Annotated in this window: 14 protein-coding genes; 2 read left to right on the forward strand and 12 right to left on the reverse strand. The window is 70.3% G+C overall.

All coding sequences use genetic code 11. From position 1 onward, the window contains the following. The first annotated feature begins 1 nt into the window (after position 1). Positions 2–823 (forward strand): CPBP family intramembrane glutamic endopeptidase, encoded by an 822-nt coding sequence (locus tag ACQEVO_RS11600; RefSeq protein WP_432912044.1) that lies wholly within the window; start codon positions 2–4, stop codon positions 821–823. On the opposite strand, the gene ACQEVO_RS11605 is transcribed toward ACQEVO_RS11600, so the two are convergent. Next, positions 793–2,841 (reverse strand): ATP-binding protein, encoded by a 2,049-nt coding sequence (locus ACQEVO_RS11605; RefSeq protein ID WP_432912046.1) that lies wholly within the window; start codon positions 2,839–2,841, stop codon positions 793–795. The genes ACQEVO_RS11600 and ACQEVO_RS11605 overlap by 31 nt on opposite strands. Positions 2,842–3,342: 501 nt before the next feature. On the opposite strand from ACQEVO_RS11605, the gene ilvD reads away from it, so the two are divergent. Further along, a complete protein-coding gene (ilvD, locus tag ACQEVO_RS11610; protein ID WP_432922591.1) occupies positions 3,343–5,022 on the forward strand; it encodes a dihydroxy-acid dehydratase in 1,680 nt (559 codons plus the stop codon). A 398-nt stretch (positions 5,023–5,420) separates the two neighbouring features. On the opposite strand, the gene ACQEVO_RS11615 is transcribed toward ilvD, so the two are convergent. From ACQEVO_RS11615 to ACQEVO_RS11665, 11 genes are all read right to left on the reverse strand, one after another. Beyond that, positions 5,421–6,623, reverse strand: coding sequence for a glycosyltransferase (locus ACQEVO_RS11615; protein WP_432912048.1), 1,203 nt, complete (start codon positions 6,621–6,623; stop codon positions 5,421–5,423). A 118-nt stretch (positions 6,624–6,741) separates the two neighbouring features. Further along, positions 6,742–8,073 (reverse strand): glutamate-1-semialdehyde 2,1-aminomutase, encoded by a 1,332-nt coding sequence (locus tag ACQEVO_RS11620; RefSeq protein ID WP_432912050.1) that lies wholly within the window; start codon positions 8,071–8,073, stop codon positions 6,742–6,744. Between the two features lie 21 nt (positions 8,074–8,094). Next, on the reverse strand, positions 8,095–8,652 hold the full coding sequence (locus ACQEVO_RS11625; RefSeq protein ID WP_432912053.1) for a YdcF family protein: 558 nt from the start codon (positions 8,650–8,652) through the stop codon (positions 8,095–8,097). 2 nt (positions 8,653–8,654) lie between these two features. Beyond that, on the reverse strand, positions 8,655–10,040 hold the full coding sequence (locus ACQEVO_RS11630) for a glycosyl hydrolase family 28-related protein (protein WP_432912055.1): 1,386 nt from the start codon (positions 10,038–10,040) through the stop codon (positions 8,655–8,657). Further along, complete coding sequence (locus ACQEVO_RS11635; RefSeq protein WP_432912058.1) at positions 10,037–11,485, reverse strand: protein tyrosine kinase; 1,449 nt, start codon at positions 11,483–11,485, stop codon at positions 10,037–10,039. The genes ACQEVO_RS11630 and ACQEVO_RS11635 overlap by 4 nt, the downstream gene beginning before the upstream one ends. Then, a complete protein-coding gene (locus ACQEVO_RS11640; RefSeq protein WP_432912060.1) occupies positions 11,482–12,903 on the reverse strand; it encodes a hypothetical protein in 1,422 nt (473 codons plus the stop codon). Before ACQEVO_RS11640 ends, ACQEVO_RS11635 begins: the two co-directional genes overlap by 4 nt. Before the next feature lie 24 nt (positions 12,904–12,927). Continuing rightward, positions 12,928–13,932, reverse strand: coding sequence for a CgeB family protein (locus tag ACQEVO_RS11645; RefSeq protein WP_432912063.1), 1,005 nt, complete (start codon positions 13,930–13,932; stop codon positions 12,928–12,930). Continuing rightward, on the reverse strand, positions 13,929–15,416 hold the full coding sequence (locus ACQEVO_RS11650) for a lipopolysaccharide biosynthesis protein (protein WP_432912064.1): 1,488 nt from the start codon (positions 15,414–15,416) through the stop codon (positions 13,929–13,931). Before ACQEVO_RS11650 ends, ACQEVO_RS11645 begins: the two co-directional genes overlap by 4 nt. Continuing rightward, positions 15,413–16,567: a glycosyltransferase family 4 protein gene (locus ACQEVO_RS11655; protein WP_432912066.1), complete on the reverse strand. Its 1,155-nt coding sequence runs from the start codon at positions 16,565–16,567 to the stop codon at positions 15,413–15,415. The genes ACQEVO_RS11650 and ACQEVO_RS11655 overlap by 4 nt, the downstream gene beginning before the upstream one ends. Beyond that, positions 16,564–17,622 carry a glycosyltransferase family 4 protein gene (locus ACQEVO_RS11660; protein ID WP_432912069.1) on the reverse strand — a complete coding sequence of 353 codons (1,059 nt, stop codon included), beginning with the start codon at positions 17,620–17,622 and terminating at the stop codon, positions 16,564–16,566. Before ACQEVO_RS11660 ends, ACQEVO_RS11655 begins: the two co-directional genes overlap by 4 nt. Positions 17,623–17,648: 26 nt before the next feature. After that, positions 17,649–18,485, reverse strand: a complete 837-nt coding sequence (locus ACQEVO_RS11665; protein WP_432912072.1) for a glycosyltransferase family 2 protein — start codon at positions 18,483–18,485, stop codon at positions 17,649–17,651. Between the last annotated feature and the right edge of the window lie 101 nt (positions 18,486–18,586).

The following is an 18,586-nucleotide window of genomic DNA, read 5'->3' on the forward strand; positions in this document are numbered from 1 at the left end:
CATGGAGCCGCCGCCGACCGCCGCCCCGCCGACTCGCGCCGTCGTAACCACCGGAGTTCTCGTGGTATTCGCGGCTGTCACCGGGTGGTGGCTGCTGCTCATCGACGGGGTGGGCGCACTCACCGGTACCGAGTACACCCGCGGCGCCCATATCGTCCGGGCCGTGGGGGCGACACTGTTCGTGGTTCCCCTGATCGCGCTGGTGCTGCGGTTCCCCGTCCGGCTCCGCTGGTCCGAGCTGGGCCTCACCGGGTGGCGGCTCGGGGCGAGGCAATTCGTATACGGTGCCGCCCGCTGGGCGGTCCCCGCGTGGCTCACGCTCGCCGTACTGGTAGGGGCGGGCTGGACCGAGGTGACCGTGCGGGCGCCGGTGGCCGAGATCGCCGTCGCGCTGCTCGGGCTCACCGCACTCGTATTGCTCTACGAGGCGATACCCGAGGAGCTGGTGTTCCGCGGATACTTCTTCGCGGTCCTGGGCGGCCGTCACGCATCTGTCCGGTCGGTTCTGGGACAGGCGGCGCTGTTCACCGTCTGGGGTGCGCTGGTCGGCGGCCGGCTCTCGGTGGACCGCATGGTGCTGTTCGCGCTGTTCGCCACGCTGCTGGGCGTACTGCGCACCGTGACCGGCAACCTCTGGTCCTGTATGGGCTTCCACACGGCATTCCAGGTGACCGCCCAGTTCTTCGGCGGAGCCTGGACCCAGATGGAGTTGCACGATCCGGACCTGATCGCCACCGCGGTCGCTTTCGTCGCCGTACCGTTCGCCTCGACCGCAGTGTTGCTGTGGTGGCGTCAGCCGGCCGAGGCGCCGGGGGACAGGTAGCCCGGTTCACCCAGGCGCATGGCGTCGACGCGGTCCAGGAAATCGCGGTGGGCGCGCAGGGTGGAGTCGAGTAGTTCGCGCCAGGTGCGGCGGTCGATGCGGAAATCGTTGCGGAGTGAGGACAGCGACGCCGGGCGTAAACGGTCGATGTGGTCGACGATGAAGGTCAGCCGGCGGCGCGGGAACTGTTCGCCGATGCGGGGGTTCTCATCGAGGAATGTTTCCAGCATGTAGAGGTAGTTCACGGCGCGGCTGTATTCCTCGTCGGTGAGGCGATAGTCCATGCGTTTGATCTCCACGATCCAGAGTTCGCCGGAATCGTGCAGCAGGACGAAATCGGGTTCCCGTTTCCGGCTGCCGATCGCGGTGGTCACCAGCGGTACCCCGGATTTCTGCAGGTACCAGCGTTCGAAGGCGGCGCGCACCCGCTTCAGCGACTCGTTCATACCTAGGGGCGTCCATTCCGGGGCGAGCAGCCACGGGGCGCGTTCGATCAACTCCTGGAACGGCCGCTCCAGGGAATGCCGATCGTCGATCAGACTCTGCAATCGGTTGACCACCGCCACTCGTTCCGAGGCGATCTGGCCCAGCGAGTACACCTCGGCCACCCGGGCGGTTTCGAACAGTGCGACCACGATATCGAGCCGGTTGCCCGTGTCCTCGGCGACCTCCTTCAACGTTTCCAGCAGGCTGCGCTGCGGACCGAGCGATAACGCCAGCCGCACCAGGCTGTCGATATGGTTCTGATCCTCGAGCGCGGCGCGGTCCTTGTTGTTCACCAGGATGCGGGCGGCGTCCATCACCGATTTCCGGAACATCCGGTCCTGCGGCGCGATGGACTGCAGCATCGTGTGGATTCCCGAGCGTTCGACGAACTCCTCCCACACCCGGCGTTTCACCGAATTTTCCCCCAGCCGGCCGAGTTCCCGGATCAGGTTCCGGCCCCACGCCGAAAGCGCTTCGCCGCGTTCGGAGTTCCAGATGATGTCCTGGCGGTCCGAGCGCACGAGATCTTCCTCGCTGTCGAGCCAGTCCACGTGGATCGCGCCGACCAGGTAGGACCGTAGTTTGAACTCACCGGTGAATCCGGCCGGAATCCCGAAATCGCGGGTCTGGGCTACCAGCTTGCCGCGCGCGTATATCCGGACCCCGGCCATGGCGTCGTCCCGGTACGGGTGCTTGGCGTAGGCGACCCAGCCGGTCACCGGCAGGAACCGGTCACCGAGTTCCACCGGCCGGTCGGCCACCTCGATCCGGGTCTCCGGCATGACGTCGATGGCCAGATCGCGCAGCACGAAATGCCGGGGCGTGCCGGCCGCGGCGACACTGTTGCGGACCTCCACCCGCCAATCGCTGCGTTCGAGCCCGAACCGGGCAGCCAGCTGGCGGCTCAGCTCCGGTCCCGAAGCCACTCGCTTACGGAGGAAATCACGCAGGATGATCGTTGTACCGCGCTGGGTGCCGATGGTGCCGTCGAGCGGGCCGGGCCGAGGATGGTAGTCGCGTTCGGTATCGGAGAGCATATCGTCGAGGCTCAGCACGATATTCGCCACCGGCCAGCCGTCCGGCCCGCGCTCGGTATCCGCGCCGCCCACCGAGATCACCTCGATGGTCCGGCAGATCCCGAAGGCGGCGAGTTTCCCGATTCCCTTGCGGCCCATCACCGGTCGCCGCAGCGAGCGGGACAGATCACTGCCCGCGCGCAGCCTGCGATCGGAACCGACCCGCAGATAATGGTCGTTGACCTCGGCGGCGGTCATCCCGTGGCCGTTGTCGCGGACCACGATCGAATACGGTGCGTGCTCGGCGGCCCGCACGGTACCGGCGAGCGTGACGCCCCACGGCAGCGAAATCTCCACCCGCGTCGCATCGGCATCGTAGGAATTGGCGATCAGTTCGGCCAATACCGCGGAAACACGGTCGTAGAGCCGTATTCCGAGTTTGTCTATGGTCAGCCGGCTTATCCGCATGGTGTACTTGGGGCGGTCGGTGTATTCGCTGTCCATAGGGGCTCCCATCGCCCGATGGTCGACGCGAAGAATATTCGCTACCGTCCAGCGTGCTTGCCGCGGTTGACATTCCGCCGAATAATGGACGACGAATTCATAACGGCGCCCGCGACGAAGGTATTTCGGAACCACGCAGGTGGGTGATGTCATCGCGCGTCCGGGAGAGGGTGGGGAATGATTCCTCATCGCTTCTCGTACCGCTGGACAATCGCTCCACCCGGCGTAATATCTGTGCGGCGGGTAACCGCCGGGCGCGGATTTCGATCGAGTTCTGTTCCGCGTAATATCGAATCCACTTGCCGGGTGCTTATTGTTTTCGAACAATTGGCCTGCGGGAGTTTCCGGAAACGCGGTGCGCGGGGAACGACCGTCTGCTGAGCGCGACGCGCCACCCGGCCGGTGCCGGAATGTCCGGCCGGTGCCGGGACCGCCCGTCCGGCGTGGTACACCCGGAACACCACTCGAGGAGAGGACGATGACAGCGTGTCAGGAGATTCCGCAACCCCCGATATGAAACCACGCAGCCGCGATGTGACCGACGGCCTGGAGAAAACCGCCGCGCGCGGGATGCTGCGCGCCGTCGGTATGGGCGACGACGACTGGGTGAAGCCGCAGATCGGTGTCGCGTCCTCGTGGAACGAGATCACGCCGTGCAACCTCTCGCTGGACCGGCTGGCCGGCGGCTGCAAGGACGGTGTGTTCGAGGGCGGTGGGTTCCCTATGCAGTTCGGCACCATCTCGGTGTCCGACGGGATCTCGATGGGGCACGAGGGGATGCATTTCTCGCTCGTCTCCCGCGAGGTGATCGCCGACAGCGTGGAAACCGTGATGCAGGCCGAACGGCTCGACGGCTCGGTACTGCTGGCCGGCTGTGACAAATCGCTGCCGGGCATGCTGATGGCGGCGGCCCGGCTGAACCTGGCCAGCGTGTTCCTCTACGCCGGGTCGATCCTCCCGGGTATCGCGAAGCTGTCCGACGGCAGCGAACGCCAGGTCACCGTGATCGACGCGTTCGAGGCGGTGGGAGCGTGCGCGCGCGGGCTGATGAGCCGGGAGGACGTGGACGCCATCGAGCGCGCCATCTGCCCCGGTGAAGGCGCCTGCGGCGGTATGTACACCGCCAACACGATGGCGAGCGCGGCCGAGGCGCTGGGGATGTCGCTGCCCGGCAGCGCGGCACCACCGGCCACCGACCGCCGGCGCGACGGTTACGCCCGCGGCAGCGGGGCGGCAGTGATCGAACTGATCCGCCGGGGTATTACCACCGCCGATATCCTCACGAAAGAGGCGTTCGAGAATGCCATCGCGGTGGTGATGGCGTTCGGCGGCTCCACCAACGCGGTACTGCATCTGCTGGCGATCGCCCACGAGGCCGGGGTGGAGCTGAGCCTGGACGATTTCGCCCGCGTCGGCCGGCGGGTCCCGCATCTGGCCGATGTGAAACCGTTCGGCCGGCACGTGATGACCGATATCGACCGGGTGGGCGGGGTGCCGGTGGTGATGAAAACGCTGCTGGACGCCGGTCTGCTGCACGGGGACTGCCTCACCGTCACCGGGCGCACCGTCGCCGAGAACCTCGCCGATATCGCGCCACCGGACCCGGACGGCAAGGTCGTACGGGCGCTGACCGAGCCGATCCACCCGACCGGCGGGATCACCATCCTGCACGGAACGCTCGCCCCCGGTGGCGCCGTGGTGAAATCCGCGGGTTTCGACTCGGATGTCTTCGAGGGCACCGCACGGGTTTTCGACCGCGAACGGGCCGCCATGGACGCGCTCGAGGACGGCACGATCTCGGCGGGCGACGTGGTGGTCATCCGCTACGAAGGGCCCAAGGGCGGCCCGGGTATGCGGGAGATGCTGGCGATCACCGGAGCCATCAAGGGCGCCGGGCTCGGCAAGGATGTGCTGCTGCTGACCGACGGGCGCTTCTCCGGCGGCACCACCGGCCTCTGCGTCGGGCATGTAGCGCCGGAAGCTGTGGACGCGGGCCCGATCGCCTTCGTGCGCGACGGTGATCGCATCCGTCTCGATGTCGGCGCGGGCACACTCGACCTACTGGTCGACCCGGCCGAAATCGCCCGCCGCGGCGAGGGCTGGGCGCCGCTGCCCGCGCGGTACACCCGCGGGGTGCTCGCGAAATACGCACGGCTGGTGGGTTCGGCATCGCAAGGGGCGATCTGCGACTGACCGCTTTTCCCGGATCGGCCGGGTTGTCGCGAGCAGGTGCAGCCGGCGCGGTCGGCGTTCCGCGGGCGAGCAGAGTGGTGGACGACGTCAGTGCGAGCGTTCCAACCACTGCCGGCGATACGGGGCCCGCGACCGTGACGGTGCGGTCGCGCTGGCCGGCCGGCCGGCTTCTCGCGGCGAGCATCGCGGGGCGTCGGGACGGCACACCGGCTGGAGGCCGGGTCGCCCGCGCCTACGGTGCCCCGCCCGTCCTTCGCGTTGCCGGTCCGGCCGCACAACTCGGTATCCGCCACGTTGCCCGCGAAGGCAAGGGCGGACCACCGCGTCCGGCCCGGGCGCCCGCGCGCACCGAACAGTTGCGCAGCTGTGATCGCGCGGGGGTTCGGTCGCAAATGTGCTCAGGCGTTGGCCGCCGGCGACGGGACCGTGCTGTGCAACACCTCGTCGACGACGTCCGCCATACGGGCCCGGAACATCTCCGGGCCGAAGGATTGCGCATGTGACCTGATCCGGGCGGGATCGAGGTCGGTGGTGCCCGGATCGCGCAGGGCGGCGGCGAAGCCGGTGATCACTTCCTCGTCGGAGCCGAAGGGAACATGGGCACCGCTGAGACCCGGCAGTACCGTGTCGAGGGCGCCACCGGCGCCGACCGCGAGCACAGGAGCGCCGCATGCCATCGCTTCCACCGGAACGATGCCGAAATCCTCCACACCGGGCATGAGAAGGGCCCGGCAGCGGCGGTACAGATCGACCAGCACCGCGTCGGAAGCGGCACCCAGGAAGGTGGTTTCCGGTCCGGCGAGCGATTCCAATCGCTGCCGGTCGCGCCCGCCGCCGAGGATCACCAGCCGCATTCCCGCTCGCTGGGCTATGCGAATGGCCAGGTCGGCGCGTTTGTACGGGACGAGCCGGCCGGCGAACAGCAGGAAATCCTCGCGCGGCACCGCGGGATCGAGGACGAAATGGTCGAGCCGGACCGGCGGGTTCACCACGGTGGCCGGTATGCCCCACCAGTTCCGGACTCGGTCGGCGACCGCGTGCGAGTTCGCGACCACCGCGGTGAGCTGCGGGGCGGCGGCGAGTTCGGTGCGGCGGGCCAGGGTGCCGAGGGCGGTGAGCGCGGCGCGGCCGGCCGCACTGTTCGCCTCCTGCGCGCGGAAAGCCGGCTCCCAGGCCCAGCGGGCCGGGCTGTGCACGTAGGCGATCACCGGTGCGTCGGTGGCGAACACCGCCTGGGTCGCGAAGGCGTGATGGCTCACCACCACCGCGTCGAACCGCTCCCGCAGCGGTAGCCGCCGCAGGGCGCGTGGGACGAGCGGTAGCAGCGGGGCGTGCGAGCGCCGGCCGGTGGCGGTGTAGGCGCGTGAGATCCAAGTTCCGGTGATGGTGTCCCAGGGTGGATACGCGCTTTCCGGGGCGGCGGTGGGATCGACGATCGGCGCGAACATCCGGGCCTGCGGCCAGGTGCGCGCGAGTTCCCCGGCCACCGCCTCGGATCCACCGTATTCGGTGAACCGTTCGTGCACGATCGCCACCCGTGCTCCGGAGCCGCCGAGGGCGGACGGTCCGGTTACGTGGCGCGTTTCGGGCGAGGGGTTCATGGCAGGAGCTCCTCGACCGGGTGCGGGGTCGGCGGTGGGGCCATGGTTCGACCCTGCGGCCCGGTGTGCTGCCGGCGCCGGGGTCGTCGCGCGGCCTGCGCGGCGCGGTCGGCCGGGTTCACCGCACGACCTGCGGGAGCCGGCGCGGCGCGGCGTACGCGCGTAGCGCGGGTGCGACGGGACGGCCCGTGAGCAGGCCTTTCACCGTGCCTTGTTCGAGGGCCTGCCGGTAGATCTCGGCGGCGCCGCGGCAGGCTTCCACCGTGCGGTCGATATCGCGGTTCGTATGCGCGGCGGAGGTGACGAAGGATTGACCGAGGACGCCGCGGCGAAGGAGTTCCTGGAGGAACAGGGTGCGGAATTCCTGGGACGGCCGGCCCGCCGGGTCGAGGGTCTGGAACAGCAGGCAGGACGGGCGGCCGGCGATGCGGAGGCGGTCGGCGATCCCGAGTTCGGTGGTGACCTCCTCGAAACCGGCGCGCAGCCGGCGGCCGGCGCGTTCCATGCGGGCGATCGGGTCGGTGGTCGCGTAGGCGTGCACCACCGCGCGGAACGCCGCCAGGGAACCGGTTTCCGGGCCGTGGGTGGTGGACAGCAGGAACACCCGGGCGGCGTCGGTGCGCAGACCGCCGAGCTCGAGGTATTCGCGCCGCCCGGCGAGGGCGGCGATCGGGAAGCCGTTGCCCATCGCCTTGCCCCAGCAGGAGAGGTCGGGGGTGACACCGTAGACCCGCTGCGCGCCGCCGGACGACCAGCGGAAACCGGTGATCATCTCGTCGAACACCAGCAGCGTCCCGTACCGGTCGCACAGTTCCCGGACGCCGGTGAGATAGCCGGGGGGCGGTTCCTGTAGCGCGGTCGCGGCTTCCATGATCACGCACGCCACCTCGCGGCCGGACAGGACCTGCTCCAGCGCGGGCAGATCGCCGTAGGGGAAACGCACCGTCGGCTGGGCGGGGATCCCGGCCGACATCTCGGTCGTCCCGATGAACCAGTCGTCGACCGAGAAGAACGGCTGTTCGCAGGCGGCGACGGTGGTCCGGCCGGTTACGGCACGAGCCAGGCGCAGCGCGGCGGTGGTGGTGTCCGAGCCGTTCTTGGCGAATTTCACCATCTCCGCGCCCGGAACCAGGGCGAGAAAGTCTTCGGCGGCGGCCAGTTCCAGCGTCGTGGGCCGGGAGAAGTTCACGCCGTCGGCGATCGCGGCGCTCACCGCGTCGACGACCGGCCGGTAGCCGTGGCCGAGCGTCACCGACCGCAAACCCATGCCGTATTCGATGAATTCGTTGCCGTCGCAATCGGTGACCCGGCATCCCTGCCCGCGCACCAGGACCGGCGCCATACTTTCCGGATACTGGTCGGCGCCGCGGGCATAGGTGTGTGCCCCGCCGGGCACCAGTTCGTGCAGCCGCGCCTGGGCGCTGCCGCTCTGACCGAAATCGGTGATCACACTCGCTCCTGCGTAGACCGGCTAACAGCCGGATTCGGTGAAGGCCTTCAGATATCCGCCGCTCTGCCGCACATACATCCACGCCCGGAACGCCGGGCCGGTGGGGCTGGGACTGGCGACCATGGTGAGTTCACCGTCGAAACAGCGGTCGACGATGAAGCGGGCCCGCGAGATATGCGGGGTGAAGGTGACAACGATGATATGGCGCCAGCCGCCCGCGATCGCCCGGCGGCGGATCTCCTGCGCCTCGCCGCGCGTGGTCCACGGCCGCGGCTCGAAACAGTCCACCCGGAACGGGTATCCGGTGCGGCAGTAGCGGTCCATCCGTGGATCGTCGAGACCGGTGGAGGCGGAGATCAGCAGCTCCGGTGCCCACCGCTGCCGCGCCAGTTCCAGCCCGAGGTCGAACCGTTCGTACGGGGTGCCGCCGAGGACCACGATGGCGTCGGCCGGGCGCAGCGGGTCGATCTGCGGTGCGACGAACACCGGCCATCCGGTGATACCCGCGACCACCACCGCGAGCAGGCCCGCCGCCGCTGTCCGCCACCACCGTCGCGGCGCCCGTGACTGTCGGTCCATCGTCAGCGCACCGGCCGGTCCCGGCCCAGGGGCGCGGTGCGCAGCGCGCCGTCGGGCGCGACCACGAGCCGCCAGTAGCCGCCCTCCGGATCCTTGAGTACCACCCCGGCGTCGGCGTGATCGGACAACCAGGCGCCGCTGGCCAGTACCGACGCCAAACCGGCCCCGTCGGGCGCGGTGGCCCGCAGTATTTCCTCGTCACCGCCGGCGCGGGCGGTGATGGTCCCGGTGAACGTCGGCCGGTAGGTCTGGCCGCGTCCGGTGACCTGCCAGTGCCGCGGGAACACCGCGGGCCCGATCTCGGTGCCGGCGCCGGAGATCAGGTTGACGGCGATCCCTTCGGGGCAGCCGGCTTCGTCGATCCGCAACTCGATCGGCCGGCTGCCGGGATCGGCGTCGAAGGCGATATTCGCCAGGTACGGCTGCCGGCAGTAGACCAGGTCGATATCGCAGGCCCGGGCCGCGACCTTGCAGTTCACCATCCCGAACTGCGACGGCCCGCCCAGCCCGGCGTTACCCACCTGCACCGCGACCTCGGCGCCTTCGAACCAGATGTTGGTGAGCCACCAGTTGTTGGCGGCGCCGTCGATCAGCAGATGCCGGTCGGTGGTCGCCGGGTCGGTATCGGAGACGAATTCGACATTGGTGAGCGAGAGCCCGGCGTTGTGGTCGTTGCCGGTGCCGAGGACGCCGATCCGGTTGCCGGCGAACTTCGAGGAGGTGACGTAGTTCTGGATACAGGAGGTGGTGAGCCCGACCCCGAAGTTGTTGATATCGCAGTCGATGAACGAGGTGCCGCCGGTATTGGCCTCCAGTACCACGCCGCGCTGCCCGGTGAAGTGGGGGTGGTTGTCGCCCAGGTGGTTACCACGCAGCAGCACGGAATCGAAACTGCACCGGAAGCATTCGGCCAGCCGCACCGCCGTGGACCGCGGGCCGGTGAGGTAGAAACCCAGGCGCGCGAACCGGATTCGCTGTTTGCCCGTGAGATCCACCAGCGTCGTGTCCTGATCGCAGAACACCGTGGACACATCGGCGCCGTCACCGTAGACGACGGCGAAATCGGGCAGATCGGGCCAGGCGGTGATCCGGTAGTCGCCGGCCGGCAGGTACACCACCGGCGGTGTGCCGTCGCCGCGGCAGGCGGCGGCCAGTGCCGCCGTATCGTCGGCCACGCCGTCGCCGATCGCGCCGAACGCGCGGATATCGCGCACGGTGGTGGACGGGGAACCGGTGGGTACGACGACCGGCGCGGGTGGTGCGCCCGACGAGACCAGCGGAGCCGCGACGGCGGCCAGCCCGGCCGCGCCCAGCCCGGCGGCGAACAGATCGCGGCGCTGGACCCGCCTACCGCGCCGTTCGGCGTCTTCGGAAGAACGCTCGGTCACCGGCGGCCCCACCTGCTCCGGTGGGTCACCGCGACCACGCCGGCGATCTCGGCGCCCGCCCCGGCCAGCGCGGTGAGTGCGGCGGCCACGCGATCCCCGCGGTCGCGGCCCAGCAGCACGATGCCGGCTACCTCGGCGGTGTCCACGGCCGGGGCGTCGGCAGGCGAGATATCGACCACCACCCGGTCGAAACGTTTCGCGGCCTCGGTGAGCACCGCCGCGAAACGGGCGGAGGCGAGCAGATCCGGCGTCTGCGCGTCGGCCGCGCCGAGCGGTGCGACGGTGACCGATTTCTCCGGCCAGGACACGTAGATCTCGTCGAGCCGGGCGTCCTGCCGTAGGACGGCGGCGAGGCCGTCCGCGGCGCGCGACCCGGTCGTGGCGGGGCCGGTGTCCGGCGGATCGTCCTGTGTGACGCTGTGTGTACCGCGCAGGTCCAGCTTCACCGTCGGCGGGTCGAAGACTTCGCCGCGGACCGCGGCCGCGGTCCGGCCGGAGACTGCGGTCGCCAGTTCGCGGCGGGGGTTACCGTCGCGCACCGGCCAGTCGGGAGTCGCCGGGGGCAGCATCAGCGACTCGGGCACCAGCCCGGAGATACCGTCCCCGCTGGTGTTGGCGTCGATCACCAGCACTCGGGCGCCGGTCGCGCCGAGTACGGACGCGAGTCCGAGAACGAGTGACGGCTCGGCAGGCCCGGCGAGCCGGGTCAGCACGATCCGCTCGCCTCGCGGCAGCCGGGCCCGTACCGCACGGAGCCCCTCCGCTTCACGGCCGGTGCCGAGCGCGACGGTGCCCAGCACCGGGTGCCCGAGATCGGCGAGGTCACCGGCGGTGCGAATCCGCTTGTCCAGCCGGTCCAGCAGATAGGACGCGACCGCGCCGAGCAGCAGTCCCGCGATGGCGCCCAAGGCGAGCAGCCGGGTACCGCCCGACCCGTTCGCCTCGGCCGGTGCCTGCGCCGCGTCGACCACCGCGACCCGTGCCGCCGGTGCGGCCGTGACCTCGATGGTCTCCAGTTCGTCGACCAGCGCCCGGAACTGGGCCACCACCTGGTCGGTGAGGATCCGGCTGGTCTCCGCGTTCTCGTCGGTCACCGAAACCCGCAGCAGAGCCGTCGCCGGTGGGGTGTCCGCGCTGATCGCGGCGCGCAGCTCCTCGCGATCTACACCGAGCCCGAGCTGGCCGATCACCCGGTCCACGACATGATCGCTGGTGACCAGTTCCAGATAGGACCGCACCCGCTGCTGAGCGGCCAGACCGCCCTGATAGGAATCGGCCACCGAGGTACCGGTCGCCATCGATACGTACATCGTGCTGGTGGCCGTATACGTTTCCGGGATCGAATCCGCCTGGTACGCGGCGGCTCCCACACCGAGCGCCAGGCCGGCCAGCAACACCGCCCAGTAGCGGCGCACCAGGCGCAGGTAATCGGGCAGTTCCATCATTGTGTTCCTTCACTTCCCACGCTCGCGCCGGCCGGTGCCGCCTGCGGCCCGGCCGGTACTTCCCGATCACGTTGTGCCACCGGTGGCCCGTGCGTCCGGCGCCACTGGCCGAGCATCAGCCGTACCAGCCACGCCAGTACGACGACCTGTAGATATTTGCCGAGAGTTTCGGCGCTGCCGAGCATTCCGCGTTCGAACACCACGGGGATCTCGATCAACGCGATCCCGAACAGCACCGGCACCAGATGCCGCGCATACAGCGTGCGCGACCAGCCCACCAGTACCACCGCGGTGAACGCCACCCCCACCACCACACCGGTCCAGCCGCCGAGTACGTACCCCTCACTCACATTGCCTTCCGCCAGCGAGACCGATACCTGGCTCATATCGACCGAGGCGCCGCGCACTTCGGCGGCCCACGCGGTGCCGGCGTGTAATTTCTCCTCCGCGAGCAGTTGGGCCGGGATCATGCTGCGGGCGAGATGACCCACCACCTCGCCCGGGCCCAGCCAGGAACTCGGGCCCACGTAGTAGGCATCGGTGGCCGCTTCGAGAAGGTCGAAGCGGCGCAGCAGGCTCAGGAACGGCCGCACCGCATCCGGGTAGGCGCCGTCGACCGCGGCCGCCTCGGCCCGCAGATGCGGTGAGGTCTTCAGCGATTGCAGCCAGTCGAACCCGGCGATACCGGCCACCGACACCGCGCCGATTCCGGCGATCTTCGCCCGGGTCCAGCCGGTGAGCGCGAACCGCACCGCGACCGCCAGCGCGGCCCCGAGAATCGGGGTTTTCGATTCGGTGGCGGTGGTCCACCAGAGTTCGCCCGCGATGAGTACGCCCAGTACCGCGAGCGTGCCGGACTGCCCGGGCGGCCGGGCGAACACGATCAAACCGACCGCGCCCAGCGTGGCGGGCATGGTGAGCAGGCTCAGCACCGGGGAGGCGCTCTGCACATCGCCGGCGCTACCGGCGGCCCCGGTGGCCACGCTGAGCAACCGGGCGCCGGTGCCCAGCACGTACAGCACCCACAGGGTGGCGATCAGATCGGGGTCCCCGGCCAGCGGCGCGCGGCCGGGTCGCGGCCGGTGCCGGGCCCACAGCACGTAGGCCAGCACGATCAGCGCGTACACGGTGAGCCCGAACGCCACCGGCCGCAGCGCGGCCTCGATCCCTACGTCGTAGCCGATCTCGGCCAGCCGCGGATCGGCGATATTGTCGCCGAAGCGCGGTTCCGGGCGCACCGTCAGCAGCACCACCGGGCGCGCCACATACGACATCGCCCAGTACACCGCCTGAGCGATGAGCAGAACCCGCAGCACACCGTGCGCGAGCAGCGCCGCGACCACCAGCGCACCGAGCGCTACCGCGACCACCAGCAGCGAGAAATTCGACAACAGCAGGGGCAGCGCCTGTTTCAGCATGCCGCCGCTCCCGCCCCGGCCGGTTCACCCGAGTGCACGCAGGATCTCCCTCGCCCGGTCGGTATAGGTGTGACCGCCCTCCACGATCCGCCGGTGCCCGGCCTCGGCGGTTTTCACGGCCTGGTCCGGGTACTGCGCGCAGCGGTCCAGGATCTCGTCGAGTTCGTCGCGGCTGGAGAACAGGAACGCCTCGGTGCCGTCGTCGAGCAGTTCGGCGTGTTCGTCGGTGCGCTCGCCGACGAACAGGCCGCCCGCGGCGGGCACCTCGAAAGTGCGGCAGGTGTGCGTATCGCGGTTGCCGGAGTTGAGCAGCACCAGATTGGCCGTCACCGAGGCGACGGTGATCGCGAAATCCTCGCCGTACACGGGGCCGGTGACCGCAGCGCGGGTGGTGCGCAGCTGCCGCACCCGCCGCCAGCCGGGCCCGCACACCAGCAGTTGCGCCCCGTAGGTACGAGCCAGCGACACCATCCCGGGGCGGCGATCGGGCCGGCAGGCGCCGATGAATCCGACCAGGAACCGGCGGGTGCTGCGCCGGGCCGCGACATGATGCCAGGCCGGGTCGTAGGCGCTGCGGACGAACAGGGTCCGCCGGACGCCGCGGTCGGCCAGTTCGGGCAAATTGTGTCGTTTGGTCGTCACCACCAGGTCCCATTCCGGTTCGTGCGCCAGATAGTCCGGTGTGGTGTTGGCCGGATTCGATACATCGTCGGGGCTGTAGTGCACATGCAGCGCGGCCGGGATCTCCAGCAGCCGGGACTGGTCCAGATACACCGATTTGAACCCGAACACCAGGTCCGGGCGCAGTTCCGCGGCGGCCCGCTCCAGCCGGGTGTGGATCCGGTCGACGGTCCAGGGCGCCCGCTGCGCACCGGTTTTCGCGTACAGCCACGACGGGGACAGCCGCGGCGGCAGGGTCACCGGCGTGGAGTCGACCACCATGACCTCGTGCCCGAGCCGGCGGAAACCCTCGGCGAGCGAGCGGGCATTGCTGCCGAGCCAGTCGTCGCCGACGAACAGAATTTTCATCGTGTTCCTCTTTCACCCGCTGTGGCGGGCGGTACCGCGCCGGGCGCGTGTTCGCGCCCGGTAAGTCCTGTGCGTTCCCGGGCGATGAGCCCCCGCATCCGCGCGAGATACCAGATCGCGACAGCGAATTCGGCGGCCACGATGCCGCCGGCCAATGTCCATACCGAATGCGTGCGCATCGTGATCAGCAGCGCCACGGCCGCGACCGCGGTGCCGACGGCCGAGCCGATCAGTACCCCGAGGGTGTCCTGGCGTACCGGGAGCACCGCCGTGGTGACGAAGGAGGTCACCGTCGTGGCCGGCAGGATCAGCGCCTCCAGGCGCAGCACCCCCACCGCGCCGGCGAATTCGTCACCGAACACCAGCGGGATCACCAGCGGCGCCGCCACCCACAGGGCCGCGGCGGCCACACCCGCCAGCGCGACGCACACCGCCAGCGAGCGCAACGCGGACGGCCAGAAACTCTGTTCACCGGCGCGTTTCGCCATCCGGGGCAGCAGCGCGAAGCCGATCGGGTCGAGCAGCGATTGCACGGCCCGCACCAGCCGGTCCGACGCCGAGTACAGGCCGAGCGAGACCGCGTTGAGTACGGCGCCGTACACCGCGGCCGACCCCTGGCCGTAACTGGTGACCAGTAACCGGCCGGTCACCACCGGCAGCGCGGCGCGGATCAGTTTCCACGCGCCGCGCGGCGGGCCGGGCGCGCCGAATTCCCGCCAGGTGTCCCACCAGGTGAGCGCCAGACTGATCACCGAGGAGGCCAGCAGGCACAGCAGGGCCATCGCCGCGGTCGGGAAACGTGGCAGCAGCGTGAGCAACAGCCCCAGGTAGCCGACGCGGGCAATCGACTGGTACAGCGTGGAGGCGCCGAAACGGCCCTGCCCGATCAGCACCCAATCCTCCGACAGCGACCAGAATCCGCCGACGAACAGTCCGAGCAGCACCATCGTCAGGTAGTCGGGGGCGCCCGCGGCGGCCGCCGCGGCCAGCGCGGCGCCGAGTACGCCCAGGATGCCGCCGCGAATCGCCAGATAGGTGCCGCGGGTGTGGTTGACCACGGCGCGGTCCAGGCCCGACTCCTGCACCCGCGCCGCGAGGTAGGAGGTGATGCCCAGGTCCACGATCAGCGAACCGAGAAAATAGGCCGACATCCCGATGGCCAGCAGACCCATCCCGGCGGCGCCGAGCAGGCGCGCAATGAGCGGAAGCGTGGCCACGGTCACCAGATACTGGCCGTACTTGCCGAAACTGACGTAGGCGATATCGCGGACGACCGTCGCCAGTTCGCGCACCCGGGACCGCGCGGCCGGCGGCTCGGCCGCGACCGCGGTGACGACCGGCAGTTTCTCGGTCGGCCAGTCGGCGAAGGCCGGGATGATCTCGGTCGGCAGGTCGTAGTCGGGGGTCCGCAAACCGTCCAGCGGGACCGGATAGTGGCGGGCCACCATCCGGATCGGGATGGTGTTCTGCCCGGACAGATTCATCGCGGCGCCACCGCCTTGCGCGCGGTGACCTGTTCCAGCAGACCGGTGACGGCCCGGGCGGTGGCGGTGATCGTGAAATCGCGGGCGCGGTCGCGGGCGGCGGTGCCCAGCCGCGTGCGGAGGACGGGATCGGCGACGAGCCGGTCCAGCGCGGCGGCCAGCGCGCCGGGGTCGCCCGGCGGGGTCAGCAGGCCGTCCAGTTCCGGCCGGATGATCTCGGTGGGCCCGCCCGCACCGGCCGCCACCACCGCGCAGCCGGCGCCCATGGCTTCGACCACGACCTGCCCGAACGGTTCGGCAAGGACCGAGCAGTGCACGGCGATATCGGCCTGTGCGAAATACGGGGCGGGATCGTCGGCGTGGCCGGTGAATTCGACCGGTAGGCCCAGTTCGGTGGCGGTGCGTTCGAGTTCGGCGCGGTAATCCTGTTCGCCGAAGAAGGTTCCGCCCACCAGGTGGACGGCGGCGGGCCGATGGCGCATCCGGGCGAGGGCGCGCAGCAGGACGTCCTGGCCCTTCCACGGAGTCAGGCGTCCGACCATGACGATCCGCACCTGGGAGGAATCGCGCTGTGGTGCCCGCGCGAGATCCGGACCGGCTTCCACTCCCGGATACGCGACCACTGCCGCCCGGCCGGTGGTGGACAGTGTGTGCAGCGTCGACCGGCTGTTGGCGATTAAGCCCTGCGCCGTGAGCCGGCCGAGCAACCGCAGCGCGACAGCGAGCGGGCTGCCGAAGTATTCCGCGCTGACCCGGTCGTGCACCTGCCACACCAGCGGGATCCCCGCGCGCCGCGCCGCCACCGCACCCATCAGCAGAGCCTTGGTGCTCTGCGCGACGAGGACGTGCGCGCCGTGCGCCCGGACGGTCGTGCCGAGCCGGGTACCGAGCCGGATCAATGCCACGGCGCCGGTGAGCAGGCGCAGCGGCCCGGAACCGGCGCGGGTGAGCGATCGGCTGTCGAAATCGCCGGGGCATACGGTGACCGGGATCGCGCGGGTGCGCAGCCGGTCCACCAGCGGGCCGTCCGCGGTGAGCAGCATCGAGGCATCCACCACGCCCTCGGCCCGCAGCGCGGACAGCAACCGCAGGGTCGCCAGTTCGGCGCCGGACGGGGCGGCGGTATGGGCGAGGAAAACGGCGCGGATCATCCGGCCAGCTCCCGGTAGAGCGCGATATGGCGTTCGGCGGCCGCCGACCAGGAGAAGGTTTCGGCATGCGCGCGGCAGCGGTCCGATCCCGGGATTTCACCGTCGAGAGCGGCCACCAGCCGGGCGGCGAGTGCGTCCGGGTCGGCGGCGGGCACGATCAGGGACGGATCGAGCCCGCGCACCGAATCGGGGAGCCCGCCGCAGCGGGTCACCACCGGGGCCCGCCCGGCCGCCAGCGATTCGAGTGCGATGAGGCCGAATCCCTCCAGCGCCACCGACGGCACCACGGTCAGCGCCGACCGGGCGTACCAGCCGGTGAGTCCGGTATCGGTCACCGATCCCGCGAAATGCACACTCGCGCCGAAGGGTTCGGCCTGGCGGCGTAGGGCGGTCTCGGCCGTACCGGTGCCGACGAGTACCAGCCGGGCCCGCGGATGGGCCGCGCGGACGGCGGGCCAGGCACGCAGCAGCACATCGATACCCATGCGGTGTTCGAGCCGCCGCACGCACAGCACGACCGGCGCGTCCCGCGCCGGCGGGGGAGTGGCGGTGAAACGGTCGAGATCGACGCCCGGCGCGATCACCGACACCGCGTCCGGCGAGACGCGGTAATCGTGGACCAGCAGGTCGCGGAAGTGTTCGGAGAGCACCACGAACCGGTCGGCGGGCCGGGCGCGCAGCCGTTCCAGTGTGTACTTCACCCGCGCCGCGAGCGCGCCGCCGCCCGCCCACCGGCTCTCCGCCGCCCACGGACCGTGGAAATGCACCACCAGCCGCCGCCGGGCCCGTGGCCCGCGTGCGGGCGGGCCGTACAGCGTGAAATGCCGGTCCAGGATCACCGCTCCGTGATCGGGCAGTTCCTCCCGGAAGGCGGTGCGCGCCCGGCGCCAGGTGGATCCGCCGACCGGACCCCACGACACCCCGCCGGGCGGCGGATCGCCGAACGCCGCGGCCGAAACCCGGATTCCGGGACGATCGGCCAGCGCGCCGAACAAATCGGTGAAATAGCGGTTGAGCCCGCCGGGTGCCGAGCCGAACCACTCCGACCCGGTCATATGTATCCGGGGCGGGGCCGTCGTGATCATCCGCCCGCCCTGTTCCGGCCGCCGCGCCACCGGCCCGCCCGCACCCGCAGCCGGTGCAGTGCCGTACGCGCCAGGCGCAGATCACCGACGGCCACATCCAGCGGTGACAGCAGCCGCGGGCAGTCCCGGGCCAGACGGTGATGGAAGCGCAGGGTCTCGCTCAGTTTGCTGATCGTCGACGTGCGTGCGCACAGGTTGAAACTCGACGCCCGCCAGGCGGCCGCGACCTCCGGCAGCCCGAAGAACAGCCCGAACTGCCCGACCCGCGCGAACAGGTCGACATCCATCGGGAACACCAGATCGCCGCGCAGCCCGCCCACCCGGTCGAAATGCTCGCGCCGGAACATCGCCGCCGCCGTGGGCCCGAAATCGGCGGGGCCGCGCCGCACGATGGTGCGGGCCAGCGCCTGCGCGGTGCGCACACCGTCGAGGCCCGGGAGCCCGAGGCCGGTTTCCACCAGCGCGCCCTGTTCGTCGATCACCTGGAACCGGCTGGAGCTGATCGCGAAGGCCGGGTCGGCCATCACCTCGAGCTGCGCCGCCAGTGCGCCCGGCAGCAGGATATCGTCGGCGCACACCACTTTCACCAGGTCGCCGGTGGACAGGGTGATCGCGCGATTCCAGTTGTCGCCGATCGGCAGGGTCGTCTCGTTACGTTCCACCCGCACCCGGGGATCGTCGAAGGAGGCGGCGATCTCGCCGGTCCGGTCGGTGCTGGCGTTGTCGAGGACCAGCAGTTCGAAGTCCACGTCCTGACTCAGGATCGAGCGCAGCGTCTGCTCGAGCGTCCGGGCGGCCTCGTAGGCGGGGACACAAACCGACACGGCGGCCACTGCCCCTCCTTTCGATGGGATGATGCGGAATTCCGCTAATCGAATACACGTCGTCTGCGGATCCGGCGAAGGCGCCGGATCCGTTGTCGCGCCGTACCGGG

Origin of the sequence: Nocardia sp. CA-290969 (genome assembly GCF_050936135.1) — a bacterium.
In the GTDB taxonomy this organism is placed as follows: domain Bacteria; phylum Actinomycetota; class Actinomycetes; order Mycobacteriales; family Mycobacteriaceae; genus Nocardia.